We start from the raw sequence: 22,225 nt of genomic DNA, 5'->3' as shown, positions 1-22,225 counted from the left end.
TGAGTGGCCCGATGGCCAATCAGTGCAAGAATCGGGCCATGACGCATCGGGTCGCGGTGGTGATCAGGGACGGCGTGCTCCCGATGGAACTCGGGCTCGTCCACCAGGTGTTCGAGGCGGCGCTCGACGCGTCCGGACAGCGGCTCTATACCGTCCTGACCTGCGCGGCCGTGCCCGGCCCGGTCCGGACGTCCGCCGATTTCACCGTGTTCGCCCCGCACGGCCTCGACGCGCTGGACGGCGCGGACACGGTCGTCGTCCCGGCCGCGAAGGACGACGAGCGCGCCGACGGCCCGGACCCTGCGGTGACGGCCGCCGTCCGGAAGGCCGCCGCCGACGGGGCGCGCGTCGCGTCGGTCTGCACGGGCGCGTTCGTCCTCGCGGCGGCGGGCCTGCTCGACGGGCGCCGCGCCACCACGCACTGGAAGTCGGGCGAACTGCTCCGCGCGCGGCATCCGGGCGTCCGCGTCGACCACGGCGTGCTCTACGTCGACGAGGACACCGTGCTCACCTCGGCCGGCGAGGCCGCCGGGATCGACCTGTGCCTGCATCTCGTCCGGCGCGACCACGGCGCGGCCGTCGCCAACGACGCCGCCCGCAAGATCGTCGTCGCGCCGCACCGCGCCGGCGGCCAGGCCCAGTTCGTGGTGCGGCCGGTGCCGGACGAGGCCGGCGCGTCCACGGCGGCGGCGCGGGCGTGGGCGCTGACGGAGCTGGACCGTCCGATCGGGCTGCGCGAGCTGGCGGCGCGGTCGGCGATGAGCGTCCGGACGTTCACCCGTCGCTTCCGCGAGGAGACCGGCCTGTCGGCCGGGGAATGGCTGACGCGGCAGCGCGTCGAACGCGCCCGGCACCTGCTGGAAAGCACCGCGCTGCCCGTGGACCAGATCGCCCGCGCGTCCGGATTCGGGACGGCCGTGTCGCTGCGCAACCATTTCCACGCCGCGCTCGGCGTGACCCCGAGCGCCTACCGGAGCACTTTTCGCGGCGTGCCCGCCGGAAAATGAGGTTGACAGCCCGTCCGGCCGCGGGCGATGCTACCGGGCATGAAGCTTTTCACGCTTTGATCTCCCGGGTCGAGCCGCCGCACGTCCGAGTGCGCGCCCGCTCCCCTTCTGTTCTTTTTCCCGGCCCGCTTGCGGCCGTACTTCGTTCTGCCCGGAGGTGATTTCTCCATGCGCATCCGCGACATCGAGAACATCCTTTTCTCGGCCCAGCCGGAAAAGGATTCCAAGAAGGCCCGTCGCACCGAACGCGACCATCGCACCGCCGCCTTGTCGGCGGGCGCGCGGCGCACGACGCCCCGCACGCCCGTCCGGCAGTTCAACCGGGGTCGCTGACCCCGGCGGCGCGCAGTCCCGGCCCGCGCGGGCGTCCGCCGCGCGCGCGGGCCGGGGCGAACTCCGCCCACACGACCGTCCGGTCGCCGCTCTCCCAGTAGCCCCATGCAGACGTGAGCGCCGCGACGATCCGCATCCCGCGCCCGTTCTCCGCTCCGGCGAGCGGATCTTCCAGCAGATCGTCGTCCGAGCCCGGCCGGACGTGCGGGCGCGCGCCGTCCGCGCCGTCGTCGCCGACCTCCAGCCGGTAGCCGCGCGCGGTCGCGGTGAGCGCCACCGTGACCCGGCCGCCCGGCCGTCCGGACGCGGTGTGCGCGACCGCGTTCCCGACCGTCTCGCTGCCGACCGTCAGCAGGTCGTCCAGCACCGGGTCGTCGGGCGGCAGCAGGTCGCGCAGGAACGCGCGCGCCCGCGCCGCCGACCGCCGCTCGCCCGGCAGCGTCACGACCCCGAGGACGACCGGCCCGTCCGCCGTCTCCCGCACCGCCGCTCCCCCCATCGCCGGCTCAGCGGGACGGCTCGTCGGCGAACACCGGCGGGAGGACCGGCGTGACGAGCAGCCGTCCGGTCGTCTCGACGGTCCGCGCGAGCAGGTCCGCCGAGGCGTCGAACAGGGGCGTCCCGCGCTGCGGCCACAGCGCCTCGACCGCGCACCACGCCAGGTCCCGCGCCCGCGCGACGCCGAACGTCCCGACGATGTGCTTGACGGCCTCCAGGTCGCGGGTGGCCAGGCGCAGCAGCCACGGCTCGACCTCGCGCCGCACCTCCGCCTCGGCGCGGGCGAGCAGGTCGTTGACGCGCAGGTAGTCGGCGTGGACGGCGGGCCCCGGCGTCAGGCCGCGCTCGGCGCAGGTCTCGATGACGGCGAGCGGCAGGTCGTGGCCGATGTGCGCGTTCATCCCGGCGAGGACGTGCTGCAACGGGCACACGGCCCGCGCGTCGCGCGCCTCGAAGAGGGGCCGCCAGGCGTGGCCGGGGGCGCGGCCCATCTCGTCGGCGGCGACGGCGTCGAAGTACAGCCCGGCGAAGACGCGGTCGAGCCGCGCGACGAAGTCCGGGTCGTGGAACGCTCCCGCCGACAGCTCCGCGGCGACCAGCTCGGTGACCCGCAGGTAGACGCGGTTGAAGCGGGCGACGCCGTCGTGCGGGCCGAGCCCCCGGCCGATCGCGCGCATCCGGTCGAGGACCGGATCGACCGTCTGGACCACCGTCGTGTGCATCCCGCTCCCGTCATCGACGTCCGGACACGCGTGAGAGTAACCGACCGTGACGCTCCGTGATCAGGAAACGGGAAAACCGAGGAGATCGGCCATGAGGTCCACGCTGTGGCCGAAGAACGCGTCGGCCGGGTCGAAGCCGCCGCTGAGGTGCCCGAACAGTTCGAAACCGACCATGCCGAACAGTTGCGTCCAGGCCGCGGCGGTCCGGACGGCGAGCGGTTCGGGCAGCCCCGGGGAGATGCTCTCGGTGACGAAGTGGGCCTGCCCGGCCAGCTCGGGCGGGAGCGGACGGTCCGGGCCCGGGGGCGTCAGCGCGCCGTCCGCCCACGCGTCGCGGACGACCGTGAACAGTGCGGTAGGCACGCGGATCGCTGCCGTGATGGTTCCCACGGGCGCGCTGTAGCCGGGCACGGGCGTCCCGAAGATCAGGGCGTACTCGTTCGGGTACGTCAGCGCCCATTCGCGGACGGCGGTGCAGACGGCGCGCCAGCGCGATCGGTGGCCGGGCGGTGTCTCGTCGCTGTTCAGAGCACGTTCGGCCCAGGTGCCGAGCGTGTTGTAGGAGTCGACGATCAGCGCGGTGAGCAGCTCGTCGCGGCTGGCGAAGTAGCGGTAGAGGCCCGAGGACACCATGTTCATGTCCCGGGCGACGGCCCGCAGGGACAGGCCCTGCGGGCCGACCTCGGAGAGCTGGCGGCGCGCCTTCTGCTTGATCTCCCGGACGAGCTGGGCACGGAGGCGTTCGCGCGGCGTGGGGCGGGCGTTCATGCCGTCCAGTCTGGCATCGGCGAGAGCACTGCACAAAATCGAGAGCACTGCTCTTGCTTTGGTGCGGCGCGGCGTGCATACTGATCTCGAACGAGAGCACCGCTCACACTCGGAGGGCACGATGACCAGCACGGACAGCCGCAACGTCCCGGCCAAGGGGATGGACGTGTACTTCAACAGGGCCGTCGCGTTCCTCGCCCGGCGCGGGCTCAGCCTGTTCGGCAGCCGGCTGCTCGCCGTGCGGGGGCGCACCAGCGGCGAGTGGCGGACGACGCCCGTCAACCTGCTGACGATCGACGGCGAGCGGTACCTCGTCGCGCCGCGCGGGGTCACGCAGTGGGTGCGCAACCTGCGCGTCGCCGGGAGCGGTGAGCTGCGGCTCGGCCGGCGCGCCGAGGCGTTCGCCGCGACCGAGCTGACCGATGCGGACAAGATTCCGGCGCTGCGCGTCTACCTGCGGCGCTGGGGCTGGGAGGTGGGGCGGTTCTTCGACCGTCCGATCAAGGACCTGGACGACGCCGGGCTCGCCGAGCTGGCGCCGCTCGTCCCGGTGTTCCGGATCCGGTGAGGGGGTCGCCACGAACCATGCGACCTGCGGAGATTACGCTGAGCGATGAGGTCGTTCCGATGAGCGGCGATCGTGTGGCCAGGACCGACGCGGGAGATCCGGCGCGATGCGCGACGAGATGCGCGACGACAGGCGCGAGCACAGGGAGGCGAGGCTCCGGCATCTGCGCGCGCGGGCGCTGCACACGCCCCGGGGCCGTGCGACGCTGATCAGCGTGCTCGTGTCGGTCGGGATCGGCGCGGTCAGCATGGCGCTCGGGCTGCTGCTGGCGCGGGAGGTCACGTTCCAGCTCTCGCTGGACGAGGCGAGCCGCACGCTGGACCGGATCGCCGCGAACGTCCACGCCGGACAGGACCCGACCCTCGGCGAGGGCCGCGACGACCGCGTGCAGATCGTGGACCGCTCGGGACGGATCCTCTACGCGTCCCCGGAACTGCGCGGCAAGCCGTCGCTGATCAACCGGGACGTCGCGGCGGACGACGTCCTGGTCGACGACGACGCGTGCCCGCCGTCCCTCGGCGAATGCGTGTGGGTGACGGGCGTCCGCATCAGCGACGGCACGTTCGGGCGGCCGGTCGTGGCGCTCGTGGCGTCCCACGCGCCGACGCTGCTGACCGGGCTGCTGCTGGCCGTCGAGATGGCGGCGGTGCTGGTCTTGGTCGTCACGGCGATCGGCTGGTGGACGTGGCGCGCCGTCGGCCTGTCCTTCGCGCCCGTCGAGGCGATGCGGCGGCAGATCGCGCGGATCAACGCCGCCGGGCTCGGCGCACGTGTCACCGTGCCCGACACGGGAGGCGAGATCCAGCGCCTCGCCGAGACCGTCAACGAGACGTTGGGCCGGCTGGACGAGTCCGCGAGCCGCGAACGCCGGTTCATCTCCGACGCCTCGCACGACCTGCGCAACCCGATCGCGGGCCTGCACACCCGGCTGGAGGGCGCGCTCGACGAGGACGACGACTTCGACTGGCGCGCGATGGTCCGCGCGGCGGTGAGCGACACCGAACGGCTGAACGACATCGTCGACGACCTGCTGGAACTGTCCCGGCTCGACGGCCGCTCCCCCGCGCCCGAGGAGGACATCGACCTGGCCGCGATGGTCCGCCGCGAGGTCGACCGCCGGCCCGCGCGCATCCCGATCACCACACGCCTGGACGACGGCGCGGTCGTGGTGGCGAACGGGCTGCGGCTGGCGCGCGTCCTCGGAAACCTCCTCGCCAACGCCGAACGACACGCCCTGTCCGCGATCGAGGTGACCGTCCGCGCCGAGGACGGGACGGCCACGATGGAGGTCCTGGACGACGGCTCCGGCGTGGCCCCCGAGAACCGCGAACGCGTCTTCGAGCGCTTCGCCCGCCTCCCCGAAAGCCGTCGCCGCGACCCCGCCGGCACCGGGCTCGGCCTCCCCATCGCCCGCGAGATCGCCGAGACCTACGGCGGCTCGCTCGCCATCGAGGACAGCCCGCGCGGCGCCCGCTTCGTCCTCCGCCTCCCCCTGGCCGCCCGCCGCCCCGCCCCGGCCCCCGCCCAATCCCCCTGACCCACCCGCCCAGGCGCCCGAGCGTGTTGCGAGCTGCCGACAGCCCTGCTCACGCGCCTCCCATACGAACAGGCAGGCGGATCGGGACACCCAAACGTGGCGTGCCTGCTCCCGCGCGCCCCGGACGAACAGGCAGGCGGATCGGGGCACGCGAGCGTCGTGCGCCTACTCACGTGCGTCCCGGACGAACAGGTAAGCGGACCGGAGCACCCAAGCGTCGCGTGCCTCCTCACGCAAGTCCCGGACGAGCAGGCAGGCAGATCGGAGCACCCGAGCGTCGCGTGTCTGCTCACGCACGCCTTGACGAAGAGGTAGGCGGATCCGGACACCCAAACGTGGTGTGCCTGCTCACGCGAGCCCCTGACGAACACGTAGGCGGGTCCGGGCGTGCGAGCGTCGTGCGCCTGCTCATGAGCGTTTCGGACGAGCAGGTAAGCGGATCGGGGTGCCCAAGCGTGTTGTGGGTGTGAAGCAGCGCGAATTTCAGGAGTTCTACGCGGCCAACCGGGACGCCTGCCTGCGGGCGGTGCTCGCCGCCGTGGGCGACCGTCCGCTCGCCGAGGACCTGGTCGCCGAGGCGTTCACCCGCGCATGGGCGTCCTGGCGCAGCGTGCGCGGGCATCCGGCGCCGTCCGCGTGGATCGTGCGGACGGCGCTCAACACCCGCGTCTCGTGGTGGCGGCGACGGCGGCGCGAGGTTCCGCTGGACGCCGGCCATGAGGTCGCCGACGACCCGGACCGGGCGTCCGGCCTGGACCCCGCGCTGTTCGCCGTGCTGCGGCGGCTCCCGCCGAGGCAGCGCGAGGTGGTCGCGTTACGGGTCTTCCTCGACCTGGACACGCGGACCACCGCGCGGACGCTCGGCATCGCGCCGGGCACCGTCACCGCCCATCTCGCGCGGGCCGTCGAAACGCTGCGCGCCCATCTCGTCCCACTCGACCGACCGGAGGCAGGATCATGAACGACAACGACGTACTGGACGTCCTGAAGGAGTCCCTGGACGGCGTCACGCTGGACACGCCCGTCGAGCGGATCGTCGCGGCGGGCCGGACCCGCCGCCGGCGCCGCGTCGCCGCCGCGTCGACCGGGGTCGCGGCCGTGACGGGCCTCGCCGTCGGCGCCGGAACCCTCGCCCACCCCGCCACCGCGCCGCCGAACCTCGAACGCGCCCGGCCCGTCGCGTACAGCGTGAGCACCCGTCCGGACGGGACGCTGCTCGTGTCCTGGGACAAGCAGCGCTACTTCGCCGACCACGAGGGCCTGGAGCGGGCGCTGCGCAAGGCGGGGTTCCCGGTGGTGATCCGCGAGGGCGTCTTCTGCACCGCGCCGGGTGACGACGGACGCGTCGACGCGAGCGGCGTCGGACCGGGCGTCCGCCGCGTCATGCGGGGAACCGGCGGGGCCGTCCGGAGCGACCGTCCGACCGGCCCCAAGCCCGGCACCGTCGCGCCCGCCCCGCGCGCCGCCAAGCCCGGCGACGGCGGCGGCCTCAAGGGCCGGGACGCGAACAAGGTCGTCTTCGTCTTCGACCCGGCCGCCCTGCCGAAGGGACATCAGTTGTTCATCGGCTTCCTCACGCCCGAGCAGCGGGCGGCGCGGCCCGACGGCATCGGGTCCGTCGAGCGTCTCGTGCCGACCGGAACGCTGACCTGCACGTCCACGCCACCGGTGCCCCACGCCGGTTAGGGGCTCGTCCGCCGCCGCGAGCCCGCGCTCACGGCGGCGGACCGGCCCCCGGCGACCAGCGCGCACGCAGCGGACACCCAGGCCAACGCACAACCGCAGGCGGCGACGAGTCGGGGCCAGGCCCCGCGCACGCCAGTTGCGAACGCTCGAAAGCACGGGGGCACAGGCGGGCACCAGGCCGGCGCGCAGGTGCGAGCAACGGGCGTTCGCAACGGCATGCGGGCGGGGACGGGTGGGCCGTGGCCATTCGAGAGCGCTGATGAGGCCGGGGCAGGCGCCCGCGCCCGCCAACGACAGGCTTGCGGGGGCGCGGGCCAGCGCGGGCGGGGAGCAGCTCGACGCGCAACTATAAGCGGCGGCGGCCGTTCGAGAGCGCGAATCAGTCCGGGGCAGGCGCTCGCGCCCGCTGACGATGGGCTTGCGGGGGCGTGGGCTGGCGCGGGCGGGGGCAGTTCGACGCGCACGTCCCCCGTTCAGGGGCGGGGACGGGTGGGTCGGCTCGGCGTGCGGTTGCGGGCTACTGATGCGTAGCGTGGGTGGTCAGTGCAGCGCGCGGCCGTGAGTGGGGGGTGGGTCAGGTCAGGGTGTAGCCGTAGGTGGCGGCCAAGGGGGGCAGGTCGGGGGTGCCCAGGGCTTGGCGCATGCGTTTGAAGGATTCGGTCTTGGACGGGCCGAAGCGGGCGATGCGGGCGGCGTAAGTGTCGGCCGTGAGGAAGACCGGGGGTGTGGACTTGCTGTGGAACTTGTCCGCGTACATGACGAGTTCTTCTTCGGGGGTCTCGGCCAGGTAGTCGGCGACGGGCAGCGGCAGGTTCTGGGCGAGGACGTCGTCGCGGGTCAGGCCTACGCCGGTGTGGTGCGAGCAGAAGCGGCACAGCGCGTCCGGGTAGCCCTCTTCGCGCAGCAGGTCGTGGCCGAGGACGCCGTGGCGTATGTACTGGCCGAAGTCGGGACGGCCTTCGGCGTCGTAGAGGCGGTAGACGCCGACGTCGTGGAGGAGGCAGCCGGCGCGGACCAGGTCGGCGTCCACGTCCAGGGCGGAGCGGGCGATGAGCTGCGCGGCGACGTCCCAGATGATGCGGCAGTGGGTGTGGACGAGGTCGAACGCCTCGGGGGTCGGGGCGTGCCGCTGGTGGAGGGCGCGGATCTCGTCGTCGTCCGGAACCCGCATGCGCCGATCGTAGCGAAGGCCCGGACGCTGCTCAGTCGCCATCGTCGGCTCCCTCGCCCGCCGTCACGCCGACGACGTCCGGCAGTTCGCCGAGCGCCGCGACCAGCTCCGGCTCGGACGCGCTGCCCTCCAGGAGCAGGACGACGGCGGCGGAGCCGTGTCCGCCGGGGTCGAGGCGGTCGCGGCGTTCGTCGCGGCCGACGTCGCTGTCGGCGTACTCGCGTTCGACCTGGACCTCGGCGACGACGAACCCGCGTCCCGTCGCCTCCGCCAGCGCGCGGCGCAGCACGCCGCGTCCGTCCCGGTAGGCGAGGCGGACGCGGATCCGGCGCGGACGGCCGAGGCGCTCGACGGGCAGCAGCCGCGCCAGCGCGCTCAACCCGAAGATCACGATGAAGTGCCCGATCGTCACCGCGACGGCGAGGACGGGCAGGCCGCCGCCCGCCGCCATCCCGATCGCCGCGACCACCCAGACGACGGCGGCCGTGGTGAGGCCGCGCACCGCGTCCCGCCGGACGAAGATCAGCCCGCCGCCGATGAACCCGATGCCCGAGACGATCTGCGCCGCGACGCGCGACGGGTCCAGGGACACGTCCGAGCCGGGCACGTCGCTGAACCCGTACTTGCTGACCAGCATGAACAGCGCCGAGCCCACGCCGACGAGCGTGTGCGTCCGCAGGCCCGCGTCCTTGTTGCGGAGCCCGCGCTCCAGCCCGATCGTCGCCGACAGCACCAGCGCGAGCAGTAGTTCGCCGAGCTGCGTCCAGCCCTGTCCGTAGGCGAGGTCCATCACGGCACCGTCCGGTCGGTCACGTCCTGCCTCCAAATGCGACGAATCGGCGTCGGTTCTCTACCCTCGACCTACAAGGCCATGCCTGGCATGGCGCGGCACGGAGCGGGTATCGCCACGGCGGATCGGGAGGTGGCGCCATGGCGGGCGACGGGACGGACCGGCCGGGTCTGCGGGGCTGGTGGCGCGTGGTGCGGCGGACGGCCGTCAGCGTCCTCAACGACGGCCTCCTGGACTGGGCGGCGGCGCTGACGTACTACGGCGTGCTGTCGCTGTTCCCCGGGCTGATCGTGGTGGTGTCGCTGGTGGACCTGGCGGGCGTGTCCGGGGAGCGGACGCTCACCGAGAACGTCCGGCAGTTCGCGCCCGGCCCGACGCGCGACACGGCGCTCGCGCTGCTGTCGGACCTGCACGGCGCGGGGGCGACGGCCGGGACGGTCGCGTCCGCCGGAACGGTCCTCGCGCTGTGGTCGGCGTCGCGGTACGTGGGCGCGCTGATCCGGGCGCTGAACGCCGTCCACGACATCGGCGAGGGGCGTCCGCTGTGGAAGCTCGCCCCGCTGCGGCTCGCGCTGACGCTCGCGATCGTCGTGCTGCTCGGCGCGAGCGCGGTCGCGGTGACGTTCACCGGCTGGCTCACCGCGCAGGCGGGCCGGGTGCTCGGCCTCAGCTCGGCGTTCGTGACGGGCTGGAACATCGCGAAGTGGCCGCTGCTCGTCGCGGTCGCGGTGGTGGCGATCGCGACGCTGTACCGGGCGGGGCCGAACGTGCGGGAGCCGCGCTGGATCACGCCGGGCTGCGCGGTCGCGATCGGCGCGTGGATCGTCGCGTCCGTCGGGTTCGCGGCGTACGCGGCGAACTTCGGTTCCTACAACCGCACGTACGGCGCGCTCGCCGCGGTCGTGATCTTCCTGGTGTGGATGTGGGTCTCCAACGTCGCGATCCTCATCGGCGCGGAGTTCGACGCGGAACTGGCGCGGGTGCGCGGACGCGTCGAGGTCCCCGACGAGGCGCCGGACAAGCCCGCCGAGACCATGGTTCAGGGCGCGCGGACGTAGTCCTCCAGCCGCGCGACCGCGAACCCCTGCTTCCGGATGCGGCGCAGCAGCTCGGCGAACATCTCGGTCATCGTCTCGCCCTTGAGCTCCTTCGGGCCGCGGAAGTGGGCGAGCAGGATGTCGCCGGGGCGCAGTTTGCGCTCCGGGTCGTCGTACTGGAAGTCGTGGATCTGCATCGACGCGCGCCACAGGACGATCGCGCGGAGCCCGCACTCGGCGGCGGCCTGCTGCGTGACGGAGTTCCACTCGCCGTAGGGCGGGCGGACCAGGACGGGCCGCCGTCCGTACTCGCGCCGCAGGACCTTCTGGTCGTCGCAGAGTTCGCGGCGCTGGCCGTCCACACCGAGCAGCGGGAGTTGCGGATGGGTGACGGTGTGGTTCTCGATCACCGCGCCCGACGCCTGCAATTTCCTGAAGTATCCGTAGTCGTTCTGGATCGCGGTGTCGGTGAGGAACAGCGTCACCGGGACCCGGAGGTCCGCGAGCATGTCGAGGAACCTCGGGTCCTTCTCGTTGCCGTCGTCCAGCGTGACGAAGACGACGCGGTCCTTCGTCGGGACGGACGAGAACACCGGCACCGGCCCCGTCGCCTTCAGCGCGATCGCGGGCGCCGCCGGGGCGGGCGGCGCGGGCGGCAGCGGCTTGAGGTCCCAGCGCGCCCACACTTCCGCCGGGTCGGCCGAAGGCGACGCGGTGGGCGCGGGCGGCGCGACCGGGACGACCCCGTCCCGCTCCGGCGGCCGGACGTGCGCCGCGCACCCCGCGAGAAGCACGAGACTTCCGATCGCCGCACCGAACCGCACGCCCCGCATCGCCGCTCCCCCTGAGCCCCCGTTAACAGGGCAAACCTAGCGACTCACCCGCATCTCGGGCATCCGGGGTCACACGGAGATTCAGGGCGTGAGGGCGGCGACGATCTCCGGGGCCGGGATCGGCGCGGCGGTGCGCCAGGACGTGCCCGCCCACAGGTTGAGCCCGTCGGCGTCGCCGCGCGCGGCGGCGGCGCGGCGCAGCGGGCTCGTCAGGTAGTGGACGTCCGGGTACGCGGCCGGGACGGCGTCCGAATGGCGCAGGATGAACCGGTTCGTCAGGCCCCGCGCGAACCGTCCGCTGAACGCGCGGGTCAGCGTCGTCTCGGTGAAGCGCGGATCGCCGAGCGCCGCCTTGTGGACGGCGCTCGCGCCCGACTCGGGGCTGCGCAGGAAGGCCGTCCCCGCCTGCGCCGCGACAGCGCCGAGCGCCAGCACCTCCGCGACGTGGGCGCGCGTCCCGAGCCCGCCCGCCGCGATGAGCGGCTGCGCGGTGACCTCCCGGACGGCGCCCACCAGCTCCCGCACGCCGAACCCCGCGCCCTCGGCGTTGGTGAACGTCCCCTGGTGCGCGCCCGCCTCGACGCCCTGGACGCACAGCGCGTCCGCGTCCGGGCACTGCCGCGCCTCGTCGGGCGACGTGACGGTCATGACGACGGCGGTGCCCGCGTCCTGGAACGCCCGGACGACCTCGGGCGCCGGCCGGCCGAACGTGAAGCTCACCACCGCGACCGGCGGCCCGGCCAGCAGCGCCTCGATCTTGGCGTCGAAGTCGTCGTCGCGGGCGCGCGGGACGCCGGGCTCGGTGTCGAGCCGCGCCGCGTCCGGCAGCAGCCGGGTGCGATACGCGGCGATGTCGGCCGGGTCGGGGTCGTCGGCCGACGGCAGGAACACGTTCACGCCGAACGGACGTCCCGTCAGCGCCCGCACCGCCTCGACGTCCGCCCGCATCCGCGCGGCCGTCTGATACCCCGCGCCGAGAAAGCCGAGCGCGCCCGCCGCCGCGCACGCCGCGACGAGTTCCGGCGTGGACGCGCCGCCCGCCATCGGAGCCTGCACGATCGGTCGTTCGGGGAGCCATCCGGACACACGCACCACCTCCAGCGCCCGACCCTAGTGACTCCCCTCGCCCCCTCACTCCACGCGGGTCAGGTGGAAGTAGAGGATGCGGGGCTGGCCCTTGGCGTCCATCGCGCCGAGGACCACGTCGTCGGTCACGCGGCGGAAGTGGTCGATGATCGGCTGCGTGTCGTAGATCATCGCGGCGGACGGGACGCCCCGGAACGTCACCTCGCGGAGCCGCGCCAGGCCCATCCCGTCGTAGGAGTAGAGCCCGCCGTCGGCGCTGCGGCACAGGAGCGGGTCGACGTCCTCGTCGTCGTGGAAGCGCTTGCCGTACCAGTTGAGCTTGTCCAGCCGCGCGGCGAGCCCGCCGCCCGAGGAGAACAGGCCGCCGCGCCAGGTCCCGCGCAGCGCGCCCGGCGCCACCGCCCCGCACGCGTCGAACGCGGCGGCGACCGCGTCCAGATCGGGCTCGCCGGCGGCGATGAGTTCCAGCGCGGTCACAATGCCTCCTGGTCGGACTCGTTCACCCAGATGATCTTTAAGCTCGGCACGCCCGCACACCGTCCGGGCGACCCGCCGCCGGTCACGGGGCGGGGAGGAGGACGGGCTTGACGACCTTGCCGGAGCGGGTGTCGGCCTCGGCCTGGTCGATCGCGGCGAGCGGGTAGGTCTCGATCAGGCGATCGAAGGGGAAGCGGCCCTGGCGCCAGAGGTCGACCAGGCGCGGGATGAAGAGGTGCGGGACGACGTCGCCCTCGATGATTCCGCGCAGCGTGCGGCCCATCAGGAGCAGGGTCGGGTCCAGGCGCAGTTCGGCGGTGCCGATGCCCACGAGGCCGCAGACGCCGGTCGTCCGCAGGGACGCCACCGCCGCCGCGACGACCTCGGGGACGGCCGTCGTGTCCAGTGCGTACTGCACGCCCTCCGGGCCGGTGATCGCACGGATGCGGCCGGGGACGTCCTCCTCGCCGCCGTGCAGGACGTGAGTCGCGCCCAGTTCCCGGGCCAGGTCCAGCCGCGCCCGGTTGGTGTCCACGCCGATGATCGTCGTGGCGCCGGCGATGCGGGCGGCCATCACGGCGGCGAGGCCGACGGCGCCCGTCCCGAAGACCGCGATCGAGTCGCCCGCGCCGACGCCCAGGGAGACGAGCACCGATCCGGCGCCGGTCTGCATTCCGCAGCCGAGGGGCCCCAGCAGTTCCAGCGGCACGTCCCCGGGAACCGGAACCGTGTTTCGGATAGTCGTCAAAGCGTGCGAAGCGAACGACGATTGACCGAACCAGCGGTTGTTGATCGCGGCGCCGGAGGCGTCCGTCGCGCGCGGCAGCCCGTCCGGCGGCGCGGAGAACATGTTGAGCGCCGCCATCGACGCGCAGTTGCCCGGCCGCGACGCGCGGCAGTTCGCGCAGTCGCCGCACGAGTCGAACGACAGCACCACCGGGGTGCCCGGCGTCAGCGCGACGCCCGGCCCCACCGCCTCGACCACGCCCGACCCCTCGTGCCCGAGCACGACGGGCTTGGCCACCAGGTCGCCGGGCGCGCGGCCCAGCAGGTCGGTGTGGCACATCCCGGCGCCGACGATCTTCACGATCAGCTCGCCCGGCCCGGGATCGGCCAGTTCGAGCGGCTCGATCCGGTGCGGCGCGTCCGCGGCCCGCAGGACGGCGGCGTCGATCCGTCTGCCCATGCTCACCCTCGCAGCGTGTAGCGGACGGGCAGCCGTTTCAGCCCGCCGACGAACGTGGTCGCGATCCCGCGCGGCTCCCCGGCCAGTTCGACGGAGCCGAGCCGGGGCAGCAGTTCCTCGAAGAACGCGCGGACCTCGATGCGCGCGAGCGCCGCGCCGAGGCAGTAGTGGACGCCGAACCCGAACGCCAGGTGCTTGTTCGGATCGCGTCCGACGTCGAAGCGGAACGGGTCGGCGAAGACGTCCTCGTCGCGGTTCGCCGACGGATACGACAGCAGCAGCGCGTCGCCTTTCCGGATCGGCACGCCGCGCAGTTCGCAATCGTCGGTGGCCGTCCGCATGAACTCCTTGACGGGCGTCGTCCAGCGGATCATCTCGTCCACGGCGAGCGGCATGAGCCCGGGGTCGGCGCGCAGCCGCGCCAGCTCGCCGGGGTTCTCGACGAGCGCGTGCAGCCCGCCCGCGATGGTGGAGCTGGTCGTGTCGTGGCCCGCCGTCGCGATGATGACGTAGTAGGACGCGGTGTCCAGGTCGTTCAGCGGCTCGCCGTCCACCCGCGCGTTCGCGATCGTGGACGCCAGGTCGTCGGTGGGCCGGGCGCGCCGCGCGGCCGTCAGTTCCCGGAAATAGGCGAAGAAGTCGAACAGGACCTGGAGCTTCTCCTCGGCGCTGGTGCCGCGCTGGCGTTCGTCGTCGTCCCCGCCGAACAGTTCCTGGGTGAGCCGCAGCATCCGGTCGAAATCCGATTCCGGCAGGCCGAGCAGCGACAGGATCACCTGCAGCGGGAATTTCACGGCGATCTGCTGGACGAAATCGCATTCGCCGCCGAGTTCGGCCATCCGGTCCACATAGCGGCGGGCCAGTTCGCGGACGCGCGACTCCAGCGCCCGCATCGCGCGCGGCCGGAACCAGTCGGCGCCGATCGCGCGCAGCACCCGGTGGTCGGGGTCGTCGATGTGGACGAGCGTGCGCAGCGACATGCCCTGCTCCTGGCGGAGGCGGTTCACCTCGTCCAGTTCGGCGGTGGCGAGCAGCGGACGCGGCGCGTTGACGAACAGGCCGTGCTGCCGCTCCACCTCCATGATGTCCGCGTGCCGGGTGACGGCCCAGAACGGGTTGTAGCCCGGCGCCTCGACGCGGTGGACGGGGTCCTCGCGGCGCAGCAGCGTGAGCGCCTCGTGCAGCCGGCGGTCGTCGGCGTAGACGGCGGGGTCGGCGAGCGCGCGGCCCGCGTCCTCCAGGGTGAGGCTCAAGTCGGCTCCTCGGACGTTCGGGGGCACCGCACCCGTAGGAACCTAAGAGCCGAATCTCATTCGGTCAAGCCTTGATCACCGATCACTTTGACCATTTGTCGTTGAATTAGAAAAATGTCTGGTCGCAGCGCGGCCGGAAAGGGCCGCCGCCCGGACGGTCGCCGCACCGTCCGCGCCGCCGATCCGTCCTCGCGCCGCGCGTTCCGTCTCCCGACCGTCCGCCCCGGGCACCTCGGAGCGCAAAGAAAGCGCGCCGCCGCCCGGTGAGGCGTCCCTTACCCGTCCGCCAGCTCCGGCGGACGGACAGAACACCGCAGATCGTCGGTAACGATGGGCGCCGTCACGGCACTTCCTCATGAACACAGCCTCATGAACACGGCGCACGAACGGAGGAACAGGTGTGGCGGACGACCCGCGCGAAAGACGCTTCACCGCGATGTACGACGCCTGCCGGCAGCGCGTCTGGGCCTACGCGACGGCCCGCGCCGGACGGCAGGTCGCCGACGAGATCGTGAGCGAGACGTTCGCGGTGGCGTGGCGGCGGTTCGACGACGTCCCGGACCCGGCGCTGCCGTGGCTGCTCGGCGTCACCCGGAACCTGCTGCTCGCCGACCACCGCGCCCGGACGCGCCGCGAGGCGTCGACGGCCGAGCTGCGCCGCTGGGCGGAACCGGAGGCGGACGTGGCCGACCGCGTCGCCGAACGCCTCGCCGTGCTGCGCGCCCTCGCGACCCTGCCCGAGGACGACCGGGAGATCCTCCTGCTCGTCGCCTGGCAGGGCCTCGCCCCGCGCGACGCCGCCCGTGTCGTCGGCGCGTCGCCCGCCGCGTTCCGGGTGCGGCTGCACCGCGCCCGCAAGCGGCTGGCCCGCGCCGTCGAGGCCGATCCGCCGGCGCCCGCCATCCCCATCCTGAAGGAGAAGCTGTCATGACCGACGATCTGCTGCGCGTCCTCGCGCAGGCCCGCCCGGACGAGCTGGACGCCCCCGTCGACCCCGCCACCCGCGACGCCGAACTCGCGCGGGCGATGCGCGGCGGGCCCGCGCCCCGGCGGCGGCGGTTCCGCCCGGCATGGGGGCTGGCCGCCGCCGCGACGGCCGTCGTCGCGACCGCCGCGTTCGTGGCGCTGCCCGACGACCCAGGCCCGCCGCCCACCGCGACCCCGTCCGTCCCGGCGCGGCTGGACGCCAGGACCGTCCTGCTCGCCGCCGCGAACACGCTCACGCGGCGGGACGCGAAGCCGAATCACCTGGCCTACTGGCACACGTCGATGATCCAACGCACGGCGTTCCGCGTGGACGGCGGCTACACGTTCGTCCAGGACCAGCGCGAGGACGTCTGGACGCCCTTCGACGTCCACCGCAGGATCGTCACCGAGACGACCATCCTCGGCGCCCGTCCGGCCACGCCCGAGGACGAGCGGGCGTGGCGGCGCGCGGGCTCGCCCGCGACCGTCCGGTTCCAGACCGGGACCCGGAAGCTGAAGGGCGGCATGCTGTCCACCGCGCCGAAGCCGCCGCAGCGGTCGTCGTCCCCGCTGACCGACGGCGACAAGGTCTTCTGGCTCGGCCGCAACGTGAGCGTGGCCGATCTGCTCGCCCTGCCCGGCGACCCGGCGAAACTGCGCGCGTCCCTGCTGCGCTGGTACGACGGGCACGGCACCGAGTCGTCCAGCACGAAGATGGCGTCGGACACGTGGCTGTTCACCGTCGCGACCAGCCTCGTCAACGGCGTGATGCCGGTGACGCCGCAGGTGCGGGCGGCGGCGTACCGGATGCTGTCGGCGCTGCCGTCCGTCCGGTCGCTCGGCGCGGTGCGGGACCCGGCCGGACGGTCCGGCGTCGCCATCGCGTTCGACGAGCGCACCCCGAACGGCGTCCTGGAGCACCGGCTCGTCATCGACGCGAAGACCGGGAACGCCCTCGCCGAAGTCCTGGTGATCCGCAAGCCGGGCGGTGTCAACGCGGTGCTGCCCGCGGGCACGACGCTCAGCGCCACGACCGTCCTGACCTCGGCGTGGACGGACGCGAGCCCCCGCTGACCCCGGGACGGCCCCGGGTGGCGCGACCGTCCGCGTCACCCGGGCCTGACCCAAAAGTGATCAACAGGTGTCGGTATTCCGACCCATCCGGGGGAACAGCCGCATAGGAGACCATCTCGGAGGTTTTCCTATGGGCCGTCTGCTGCGGGACATCACCCGCCGCAAGCCGATCGACCAGATCAGCGAGGACACGGGGGGACGCGGACTGCGGCGCACCCTCGGCCTGTGGCAGCTCACCGCGATCGGCGTCGGCGGCATCATCGGCGCCGGGATCTTCTCGCTGGCGGGCGCGGTCGCCAACGAGAAGGCCGGGCCGGCCGTGCTCGTCTCGTTCCTGGTCGCGGGCATCGCGAGCGCCGCCGCCGCGTTCTGCTACGCCGAGTTCGCGGGCCTCATCCCGCGCGCCGGATCGGCCTACACCTACGGCTACGCGGTGCTCGGCGAGTTCCCCGGCTGGGCGATCGGCTGGGACCTCCTGCTGGAGTACACCGCGATCGTCTCCGTCGTCGCGATCGGCATATCGGGCTATTTCGACGACCTGCTCGGGTTCCTGGACGTCCAGCTCCCGCTGTGGATGATGGGCGCCCCCGGCACCGAACCCGACGGCGTCGCGTCCGGCAGCTACAAGATCAACCTGTTCGCGGCGCTGCTGTGCCTGCTCATCGCCTACATCCTCAACCTCGGGATGAAGGACGCCGCGCGGTTCGAGTCCGCGCTCGTCTACCTCAAGGTCGCGATCGTCCTGCTGGTGATCATCGTCGGGGCGTTCCACCTGCACGCGGACAACTACACGCCGTTCTTCCCGTTCGGGCTGTCGGGCGCGTTCACCGGGGCCGCGACGGTCTTCTTCGCGGTCTTCGGCTACGACGCGATGTCCACGGCGGCCGAGGAGTCCAAGGACGCGACGCGGCACATGCCGAAGGCCATCCTCTACTCGCTGGCGATCTCGATGGTGCTGTACGTGCTGGCGTGCCTCGTCCTCACCGGCATGGTCGACTACCGCGACATCAACCCGAACGCCGCGTTCTCGTCGGCGTTCGAGTCCGCCGGGATGAAGACGGTCGGCGCGATCATCGCGGTCGGCGCGATCCTCGGCGTGCTGACCGTCCTGTTCACGTTCATGATGGGCGCCGGACGGGTCTGGTTCGCGATGAGCCGCGACGGCCTGCTCCCCGCCTGGTTCGCCAAGACGCACCCCACCCGGCACGCGCCGACCCGCATCACGTGGATCCTCGGCGTCGGCTCGGCGCTCATCGCCGCGTTCCTGCCGATCGCCGAGGCCGCCGAGCTGACGAACATCGGGATCCTGCTGGCGTTCATCGTCGTCAGCATCGCGGTGGTCGTCCTGCGGTACCGGCACCCGGAGCTGCCGCGCCAGTTCAAGGTGCCGGGGATGCCGGTCGTGCCGATCATCGGCGTCGTGTTCTCCGCCTGGCTGATCACGTTCCTGCAGTGGCAGACGTGGCTGCGGTTCGCGATCTGGTTCGTCATCGGCTGCGTCGTGTACTTCGGCTACGGCCGCCGCCGGTCGGTGCTCGCGCGGACCGGCGACGGCGAGCACGAGATCAGAACGTGACGACCTGCCGGACGGCCTCGCCGCTGCGCAGCCGGTCGAAGCCCGCGTTGACGTCGTCCAGCCGCAGCCGGTGCGAGAGCAGCGCGTCCACCGGCAGCAGGCCCGATCGGTACAGGCCGATGAAACGCGGCACGTCGCGGGCGGGCACGCACGACCCGAGGTAGCTGCCGCGCAAGGTCCGCTCCTCGGCGACGAGACTGAGCGCGGGCAGCGTCAGGGGGACGCCCGGCGCGGGCAGCCCGACCGTCACGGTCGTCCCGCCCGGACGGGTCGCCGCGTACGCCTGCTCCAGCACCGCGACGACGCCGGTCGTGTCGATGACCTTCTCGACGCCGCCGCCCGTCAGGTCCCGGATCGCCTCGACCGCCTCCGAACCGCCCGCGACCGTGCTCGTCGCGCCGAGCCGTTCGGCCAGGTAGCGCTTGTGGTCCACGACGTCCACCGCGACGACCTCGGCCGCGCCCGCCGCCTTGGCCGCCAGCAGCGCCGCGAGCCCGACGCCGCCGAGCCCGAACACCGCGACCGTGTCGCCCGGCTGCACCTTCGCGCTGTAGAACGCGGCGCCCGCGCCCGTCAGGACGGCGCAGCCGAACAGCGCGGCGATCTCGTGCGGGAGGTCGTCGTCCACCTTCACCGCCGACTTCGCCGACACGACCGTGTACTCCGAGAACGCCGACACGCCGAGGTGGTGGTGCGGACGCGAGCCGTCCGCCGCGACGAACCGCCGGCCGCCGCCGAGCAGCGTCCCCGCGCCGTTGGCCCGCGCGCCCGGCCCGCACAGCGCCGGACGTCCGCCGACGCACCGCTCGCACGCCCCGCACGCCGGGACGAACGCCAGCACGACGTGGTCGCCGGGCGCGAAGTCCGTCCCCTCGCCGACCTCGACGACCTCGCCCGCCGCCTCGTGCCCGAGCGCCATCGGCAGCGGCCGGACCCGCGAGCCGTTGATCACCGACAGGTCCGAGTGGCACAGCCCCGCCGCGCCGACCCGGATCAGCAGCTCGCCCGGCCCCGGCGGGTCCAGCGTCAGCTCGGCGACCTCCAGCGGCCTGGACTTCGCGTAGGGGGCCTCGCGGCCGGACTCCACCAGGACGGCCGCACGCGTCACGGTCATGACATCACCAGCTTCTGCATCTCGGCGCGGACGGGGTCCACGATCGCTCTCGGACGGCGGTCGTCCCGGCCCACGAAGACGTGGACGAAATGGCCCTCGGCGATGAGCGTCCCGTCCGACCGGAGCATCCCGATCTCCCAGCGGACGCTCGACCGTCCGAGCTTCCCGACCCGCAGACCGACCCGGATCTCGTCGGGGAACGACACCTCGGCCCGGTACTGGCAGTGCGACTCCACGCACACCGCGATCGACGGCGAGCGCAGGGGGTCGAAGCCCGCCGTCCGGATCATCCACGCGTTGATGACGGTGTCCATCAGCGAGTAATGGACGACGTTGTTGACGTGCCCGTACACGTCGTTGTCCTTCCACCGCGTGGGGACGGTCTCCCAATACGGGTAATCGCCGGTCATGCCGGTCACCTTACGTTCAGGCGAGCGGCGGTCAGTCGTCGGCGGGAAGCGTGAAGAGACGGACGTGGACCGGGCGCGCGTCCGGGTCGCCGGCCGCGCGGTCGCCGTGGCGGCGCAGCAGGGCCAGATAGTCCTCGAAGAACTCCCGGAGCCCGGCCTCGGTCATGCGGGTGAGGCCGCGCGACAGCAGCGTCCAGTCCGGGTCGGCGGCGTAGGACTCGGGCAGGCGGCTGACCAGCTCGGCGTCCTCGGCGTGTGCGAGGCGCAGCGTCTCGGCGAGGACGTGCCGGTCCGCCGCGGCCAGCGCGTCCGGAGCCGGCATCCGCAGGTCGCGCGGCCCGCCCGCACGCCGCCACCACCGCTCCCGGCCCGCCGACCGCTCGGGGATCTCCTCGATGAACCCGTGCTTCTCCAGTTGCCGCAGGTGGTAGCTCGTCGTGCCGGTGTTGGCGCCGAGCACCGCGCCGAGCGTCGTGGACGTCGCCGGGCCGTGGACGCTCAGCCGCCGCAGGATCCGGCGCCGCAGCGGATGACTCAGGGCCTTGAGCTTCCCGGGGTCGTCCAGGATGACCGGCTCGTCCTTCATGCGGAGCAGCCTACTACCGCAGAAGGATATTTGCAGAGAAACCTTTGCAGAGAAACGTCTGCAAACTAGCGTCACCGGGCATGAAGACGACACTCACCCTGCTGGCCTTCGTGCTGGCGCTGCTCGGCCTCGCCCCGGGCATCCCGGGCGCCTCGGCGTCCGGCCCCGAGTTGACCGCCGCCGACGTCGGCTTCACCGGGACGGGCGGGCTCGTGCTGCACGGGACCGTCCTCGCCCCGCGCGGCGCCGGCCCGGCGCGGCCCGGCGTCGTCCTGGTCACCGGATCCGGCGCGGGCGTCCCCCGCGACCACCTGCGCACCGAGGCCGTGGCGTTCGCGCGGCGCGGGCTGGCCGTCCTGATCTACGACAAGCGGTCGGCGGGATACACGAGATTCCGCCGCTCCTACTCCGACCTGGCGGGCGACGTGCTGGGCGCCGTCCGGGCGCTGCGCGCACGGCCCGGCGTCGATCCGGCCAAGGTCGGCGTGTGGGGGCTCAGCGAGGGCGGCTGGGTCGCGCCGCTGGCGGCCTCGCGCGATCGGGGGGTCGCGTTCGTGGTCGTCGTCGGCGGGAACGCGATGACCCCGTTGCGGCAGCAGGTGTGGAACGAGGAGTCGGCGCTGCGCCGCGCGGGCGTGCGCGGGTCCCTGCTCGACCGCGGGAAGGTCGGTTTCGCGCGGTTCGGCGCGGACGCGGGGCTGTTCGCCGAGGCCGGCTTCGACGCGCCGGGCGTCCTCGCGAAGGTCCGGCAGCCGCTGCTCGGGATCTGGGGCACGCGCGACCTCCAGTCGCCGCCGCACGAGAACCCGCCGCTGTTCGCGGCGGCCCTGCGGCGCGGCGGCAACACCCACTACACGTTCCGGTACTTCGCGGGGGCCGACCACGCCGCGCACGAGACGCCCGACGGCGGCACGACGCGGGGCGCGGCGCTCGCGCCCGGCTACGCCGACCTGGTCGCCGCGTGGGTCCGGGACGTGACGTCCGGACGGCTCCCGAACGGCGATCTGCCCGCCCCGCCGCCCGAGGACCACCCGGCCCGCGCCACGCCGCCGTCCGCGTGGTGGGAGTCGGCACGGGCGCAGGCCGCCGCCGTCGCGCTGTTCCTCACGGCGTTCGCCGGGTATCCGCTCGCGGCGCTCGTCCGGCGGATCCGGCGGCGGACGGTCGCCCCGGTGAGCCGGTGGGCGCGGCTGGTGCCCGTCGCCGGGACGGCCGCAGTCGCCGGGGGCTTCGTGTACCTGGTGTCGCTCGCGGCGGGGAGTTCCCCCGACCCGGGGCCGCTGCTCGCCGGGCGTCCGCTCGTCTGGCTGGCGCTCCAGGGTCTCGCGGTCGCCGCCGTGGCCGCCGCGCTCGCCGTCGCGGTCGCCTGGGTCCGGGCCGGGACGGGCGTTCCGCGCGGCGAGCGCGTCCGGCTCGGCCTGCTGCTCGCCGCGACGGCCGTCTTCGTGCCGTGGGGCGCGTACTGGGGGCTGCTCGTCCCGTGAGCGAGGGGGTGCGGCGTTCGCCCGGCCGCAAGGAAAGGTTCTGAGCACGATCCCGGCCGGGCG

Annotated in this window: 24 protein-coding genes; 11 read left to right on the top strand and 13 right to left on the bottom strand. The window is 73.5% G+C overall.

Features of this window, described 5'->3' with window-relative positions; all coding sequences use genetic code 11:
* The first annotated feature begins 38 nt into the window (after positions 1-38).
* The gene (locus BTM25_RS04675; RefSeq protein WP_235828235.1) at positions 39-1,007 is read left to right on the top strand and encodes a GlxA family transcriptional regulator; all 969 of its coding nucleotides are present in this window, start codon (positions 39-41) and stop codon (positions 1,005-1,007) included.
* A gap of 168 nt (positions 1,008-1,175) precedes the next feature.
* A complete protein-coding gene (locus BTM25_RS29470) occupies positions 1,176-1,340 on the top strand; it encodes a hypothetical protein (protein WP_168212003.1) in 165 nt (54 codons plus the stop codon).
* Here BTM25_RS29470 and BTM25_RS04670 read toward each other — a convergent pair.
* The 3 genes from BTM25_RS04670 to BTM25_RS04660 are packed head-to-tail and all read right to left on the bottom strand — an operon-like array spanning position 1,324 to position 3,328.
* Positions 1,324-1,824 carry an ATP-binding protein gene (locus BTM25_RS04670; protein WP_168212002.1) on the bottom strand — a complete coding sequence of 167 codons (501 nt, stop codon included), beginning with the start codon at positions 1,822-1,824 and terminating at the stop codon, positions 1,324-1,326. The genes BTM25_RS29470 and BTM25_RS04670 overlap by 17 nt on opposite strands.
* Before the next feature lie 22 nt (positions 1,825-1,846).
* The gene (locus tag BTM25_RS04665) at positions 1,847-2,560 is read right to left on the bottom strand and encodes a DUF5995 family protein (protein ID WP_103561496.1); all 714 of its coding nucleotides are present in this window, start codon (positions 2,558-2,560) and stop codon (positions 1,847-1,849) included.
* 60 nt (positions 2,561-2,620) lie between these two features.
* Positions 2,621-3,328 carry a TetR/AcrR family transcriptional regulator gene (locus BTM25_RS04660; protein ID WP_103561495.1) on the bottom strand — a complete coding sequence of 236 codons (708 nt, stop codon included), beginning with the start codon at positions 3,326-3,328 and terminating at the stop codon, positions 2,621-2,623.
* A 121-nt stretch (positions 3,329-3,449) separates the two neighbouring features.
* Here BTM25_RS04660 and BTM25_RS04655 point away from each other — a divergent pair, with 121 nt between their 5' ends.
* The 4 genes from BTM25_RS04655 to BTM25_RS04640 all read left to right on the top strand — a co-directional run bounded on the left by BTM25_RS04655 (position 3,450) and on the right by BTM25_RS04640 (position 7,119).
* On the top strand, positions 3,450-3,896 hold the full coding sequence (locus BTM25_RS04655) for a nitroreductase/quinone reductase family protein (protein ID WP_103561494.1): 447 nt from the start codon (positions 3,450-3,452) through the stop codon (positions 3,894-3,896).
* Between the two features lie 106 nt (positions 3,897-4,002).
* Positions 4,003-5,433 carry a sensor histidine kinase gene (locus BTM25_RS04650; RefSeq protein WP_235828233.1) on the top strand — a complete coding sequence of 477 codons (1,431 nt, stop codon included), beginning with the start codon at positions 4,003-4,005 and terminating at the stop codon, positions 5,431-5,433.
* 445 nt (positions 5,434-5,878) lie between these two features.
* On the top strand, positions 5,879-6,394 hold the full coding sequence (locus BTM25_RS04645; protein ID WP_103561493.1) for an RNA polymerase sigma factor: 516 nt from the start codon (positions 5,879-5,881) through the stop codon (positions 6,392-6,394).
* Positions 6,391-7,119 carry a hypothetical protein gene (locus tag BTM25_RS04640; protein WP_103561492.1) on the top strand — a complete coding sequence of 243 codons (729 nt, stop codon included), beginning with the start codon at positions 6,391-6,393 and terminating at the stop codon, positions 7,117-7,119. Before BTM25_RS04645 ends, BTM25_RS04640 begins: the two co-directional genes overlap by 4 nt.
* Before the next feature lie 574 nt (positions 7,120-7,693).
* On the opposite strand, the gene BTM25_RS04635 is transcribed toward BTM25_RS04640, so the two are convergent.
* Positions 7,694-8,290 (bottom strand): HD domain-containing protein, encoded by a 597-nt coding sequence (locus tag BTM25_RS04635; protein WP_103561491.1) that lies wholly within the window; start codon positions 8,288-8,290, stop codon positions 7,694-7,696.
* A gap of 31 nt (positions 8,291-8,321) precedes the next feature.
* On the bottom strand, positions 8,322-9,080 hold the full coding sequence (locus tag BTM25_RS04630; RefSeq protein WP_103561490.1) for an MgtC/SapB family protein: 759 nt from the start codon (positions 9,078-9,080) through the stop codon (positions 8,322-8,324).
* Between the two features lie 140 nt (positions 9,081-9,220).
* Between BTM25_RS04630 and BTM25_RS04625 the strand changes: the two genes are divergently transcribed.
* Positions 9,221-10,138, top strand: coding sequence for a YihY/virulence factor BrkB family protein (locus tag BTM25_RS04625; protein WP_103561489.1), 918 nt, complete (start codon positions 9,221-9,223; stop codon positions 10,136-10,138).
* On the opposite strand, the gene BTM25_RS04620 is transcribed toward BTM25_RS04625, so the two are convergent.
* The 5 genes from BTM25_RS04620 to BTM25_RS04600 all read right to left on the bottom strand — a co-directional run bounded on the left by BTM25_RS04620 (position 10,120) and on the right by BTM25_RS04600 (position 14,952).
* Complete coding sequence (locus BTM25_RS04620; protein WP_103561488.1) at positions 10,120-10,950, bottom strand: polysaccharide deacetylase family protein; 831 nt, start codon at positions 10,948-10,950, stop codon at positions 10,120-10,122. The genes BTM25_RS04625 and BTM25_RS04620 overlap by 19 nt on opposite strands.
* Before the next feature lie 81 nt (positions 10,951-11,031).
* The gene (locus BTM25_RS04615; RefSeq protein WP_328589603.1) at positions 11,032-12,036 is read right to left on the bottom strand and encodes a nitronate monooxygenase; all 1,005 of its coding nucleotides are present in this window, start codon (positions 12,034-12,036) and stop codon (positions 11,032-11,034) included.
* A 45-nt stretch (positions 12,037-12,081) separates the two neighbouring features.
* The gene (locus BTM25_RS04610; RefSeq protein WP_103561486.1) at positions 12,082-12,513 is read right to left on the bottom strand and encodes a DUF4334 domain-containing protein; all 432 of its coding nucleotides are present in this window, start codon (positions 12,511-12,513) and stop codon (positions 12,082-12,084) included.
* 82 nt (positions 12,514-12,595) lie between these two features.
* Positions 12,596-13,699: an NAD(P)-dependent alcohol dehydrogenase gene (locus BTM25_RS04605; RefSeq protein WP_103561485.1), complete on the bottom strand. Its 1,104-nt coding sequence runs from the start codon at positions 13,697-13,699 to the stop codon at positions 12,596-12,598.
* A gap of 2 nt (positions 13,700-13,701) precedes the next feature.
* Positions 13,702-14,952 (bottom strand): cytochrome P450, encoded by a 1,251-nt coding sequence (locus BTM25_RS04600; RefSeq protein ID WP_103561484.1) that lies wholly within the window; start codon positions 14,950-14,952, stop codon positions 13,702-13,704.
* A gap of 400 nt (positions 14,953-15,352) precedes the next feature.
* Between BTM25_RS04600 and BTM25_RS04595 the strand changes: the two genes are divergently transcribed.
* The 3 genes from BTM25_RS04595 (at position 15,353) to BTM25_RS04585 (ending at position 18,568) form a co-directional block, all read left to right on the top strand.
* Positions 15,353-15,883: an RNA polymerase sigma factor gene (locus BTM25_RS04595; protein WP_235828231.1), complete on the top strand. Its 531-nt coding sequence runs from the start codon at positions 15,353-15,355 to the stop codon at positions 15,881-15,883.
* Positions 15,880-16,992, top strand: a complete 1,113-nt coding sequence (locus BTM25_RS04590) for a CU044_5270 family protein (RefSeq protein WP_103561483.1) — start codon at positions 15,880-15,882, stop codon at positions 16,990-16,992. The genes BTM25_RS04595 and BTM25_RS04590 overlap by 4 nt, the downstream gene beginning before the upstream one ends.
* A 130-nt stretch (positions 16,993-17,122) precedes the next feature.
* A complete protein-coding gene (locus BTM25_RS04585; RefSeq protein WP_103561482.1) occupies positions 17,123-18,568 on the top strand; it encodes an amino acid permease in 1,446 nt (481 codons plus the stop codon).
* Here the strand turns inward: BTM25_RS04585 and BTM25_RS04580 are convergent.
* Genes BTM25_RS04580 through BTM25_RS04570 form a run of 3 tightly spaced genes read right to left on the bottom strand, consistent with a single transcriptional unit; the run spans position 18,558 to position 20,678 of the window.
* Positions 18,558-19,682 carry a zinc-binding dehydrogenase gene (locus tag BTM25_RS04580; protein ID WP_103561481.1) on the bottom strand — a complete coding sequence of 375 codons (1,125 nt, stop codon included), beginning with the start codon at positions 19,680-19,682 and terminating at the stop codon, positions 18,558-18,560. The genes BTM25_RS04585 and BTM25_RS04580 overlap by 11 nt on opposite strands.
* Positions 19,679-20,092 (bottom strand): acyl-CoA thioesterase, encoded by a 414-nt coding sequence (locus tag BTM25_RS04575; protein ID WP_103561480.1) that lies wholly within the window; start codon positions 20,090-20,092, stop codon positions 19,679-19,681. The genes BTM25_RS04580 and BTM25_RS04575 overlap by 4 nt, the downstream gene beginning before the upstream one ends.
* A 31-nt stretch (positions 20,093-20,123) precedes the next feature.
* On the bottom strand, positions 20,124-20,678 hold the full coding sequence (locus tag BTM25_RS04570; RefSeq protein ID WP_103561479.1) for a winged helix-turn-helix domain-containing protein: 555 nt from the start codon (positions 20,676-20,678) through the stop codon (positions 20,124-20,126).
* Positions 20,679-20,758: 80 nt separating this feature from the next.
* Between BTM25_RS04570 and BTM25_RS04565 the strand changes: the two genes are divergently transcribed.
* Entirely contained in the window at positions 20,759-22,162 is a 1,404-nt protein-coding gene (locus BTM25_RS04565) for an alpha/beta hydrolase family protein (RefSeq protein ID WP_103561478.1), read from the top strand.
* Positions 22,163-22,225 lie beyond the last annotated feature (63 nt).

Origin of the sequence: Actinomadura rubteroloni (genome assembly GCF_002911665.1) — a bacterium.
Lineage (GTDB): Bacteria > Actinomycetota > Actinomycetes > Streptosporangiales > Streptosporangiaceae > Spirillospora > Spirillospora rubteroloni.
This window is presented reverse-complemented; position numbering and strand designations above follow the sequence as displayed.

Bases quoted from the DNA above. Each gene is read 5' to 3' on its own strand.
- BTM25_RS04640 (WP_103561492.1), top strand. From the start codon at position 6,391: ATGAACGACAACGACGTACTGGACGTCCTGAAGGAGTCCCTGGACGGC.
- BTM25_RS04565 (WP_103561478.1), top strand. From the start codon at position 20,759: ATGAAGACGACACTCACCCTGCTGGCCTTCGTGCTGGCGCTGCTCGGC.
- BTM25_RS04625 (WP_103561489.1), top strand. From the start codon at position 9,221: ATGGCGGGCGACGGGACGGACCGGCCGGGTCTGCGGGGCTGGTGGCGC.
- BTM25_RS04675 (WP_235828235.1), top strand. From the start codon at position 39: ATGACGCATCGGGTCGCGGTGGTGATCAGGGACGGCGTGCTCCCGATG.
- BTM25_RS04660 (WP_103561495.1), bottom strand. From the start codon at position 3,328: ATGAACGCCCGCCCCACGCCGCGCGAACGCCTCCGTGCCCAGCTCGTC.
- BTM25_RS04620 (WP_103561488.1), bottom strand. From the start codon at position 10,950: ATGCGGGGCGTGCGGTTCGGTGCGGCGATCGGAAGTCTCGTGCTTCTC.
- BTM25_RS04665 (WP_103561496.1), bottom strand. From the start codon at position 2,560: ATGCACACGACGGTGGTCCAGACGGTCGATCCGGTCCTCGACCGGATG.
- BTM25_RS29470 (WP_168212003.1), top strand. From the start codon at position 1,176: ATGCGCATCCGCGACATCGAGAACATCCTTTTCTCGGCCCAGCCGGAA.
- BTM25_RS04655 (WP_103561494.1), top strand. From the start codon at position 3,450: ATGACCAGCACGGACAGCCGCAACGTCCCGGCCAAGGGGATGGACGTG.
- BTM25_RS04590 (WP_103561483.1), top strand. From the start codon at position 15,880: ATGACCGACGATCTGCTGCGCGTCCTCGCGCAGGCCCGCCCGGACGAG.
- BTM25_RS04575 (WP_103561480.1), bottom strand. From the start codon at position 20,092: ATGACCGGCGATTACCCGTATTGGGAGACCGTCCCCACGCGGTGGAAG.
- BTM25_RS04605 (WP_103561485.1), bottom strand. From the start codon at position 13,699: ATGGGCAGACGGATCGACGCCGCCGTCCTGCGGGCCGCGGACGCGCCG.
- BTM25_RS04630 (WP_103561490.1), bottom strand. From the start codon at position 9,080: ATGGACCTCGCCTACGGACAGGGCTGGACGCAGCTCGGCGAACTACTG.
- BTM25_RS04635 (WP_103561491.1), bottom strand. From the start codon at position 8,290: ATGCGGGTTCCGGACGACGACGAGATCCGCGCCCTCCACCAGCGGCAC.
- BTM25_RS04585 (WP_103561482.1), top strand. From the start codon at position 17,123: ATGGGCCGTCTGCTGCGGGACATCACCCGCCGCAAGCCGATCGACCAG.
- BTM25_RS04580 (WP_103561481.1), bottom strand. From the start codon at position 19,682: ATGACCGTGACGCGTGCGGCCGTCCTGGTGGAGTCCGGCCGCGAGGCC.
- BTM25_RS04650 (WP_235828233.1), top strand. From the start codon at position 4,003: ATGCGCGACGAGATGCGCGACGACAGGCGCGAGCACAGGGAGGCGAGG.
- BTM25_RS04570 (WP_103561479.1), bottom strand. From the start codon at position 20,678: ATGAAGGACGAGCCGGTCATCCTGGACGACCCCGGGAAGCTCAAGGCC.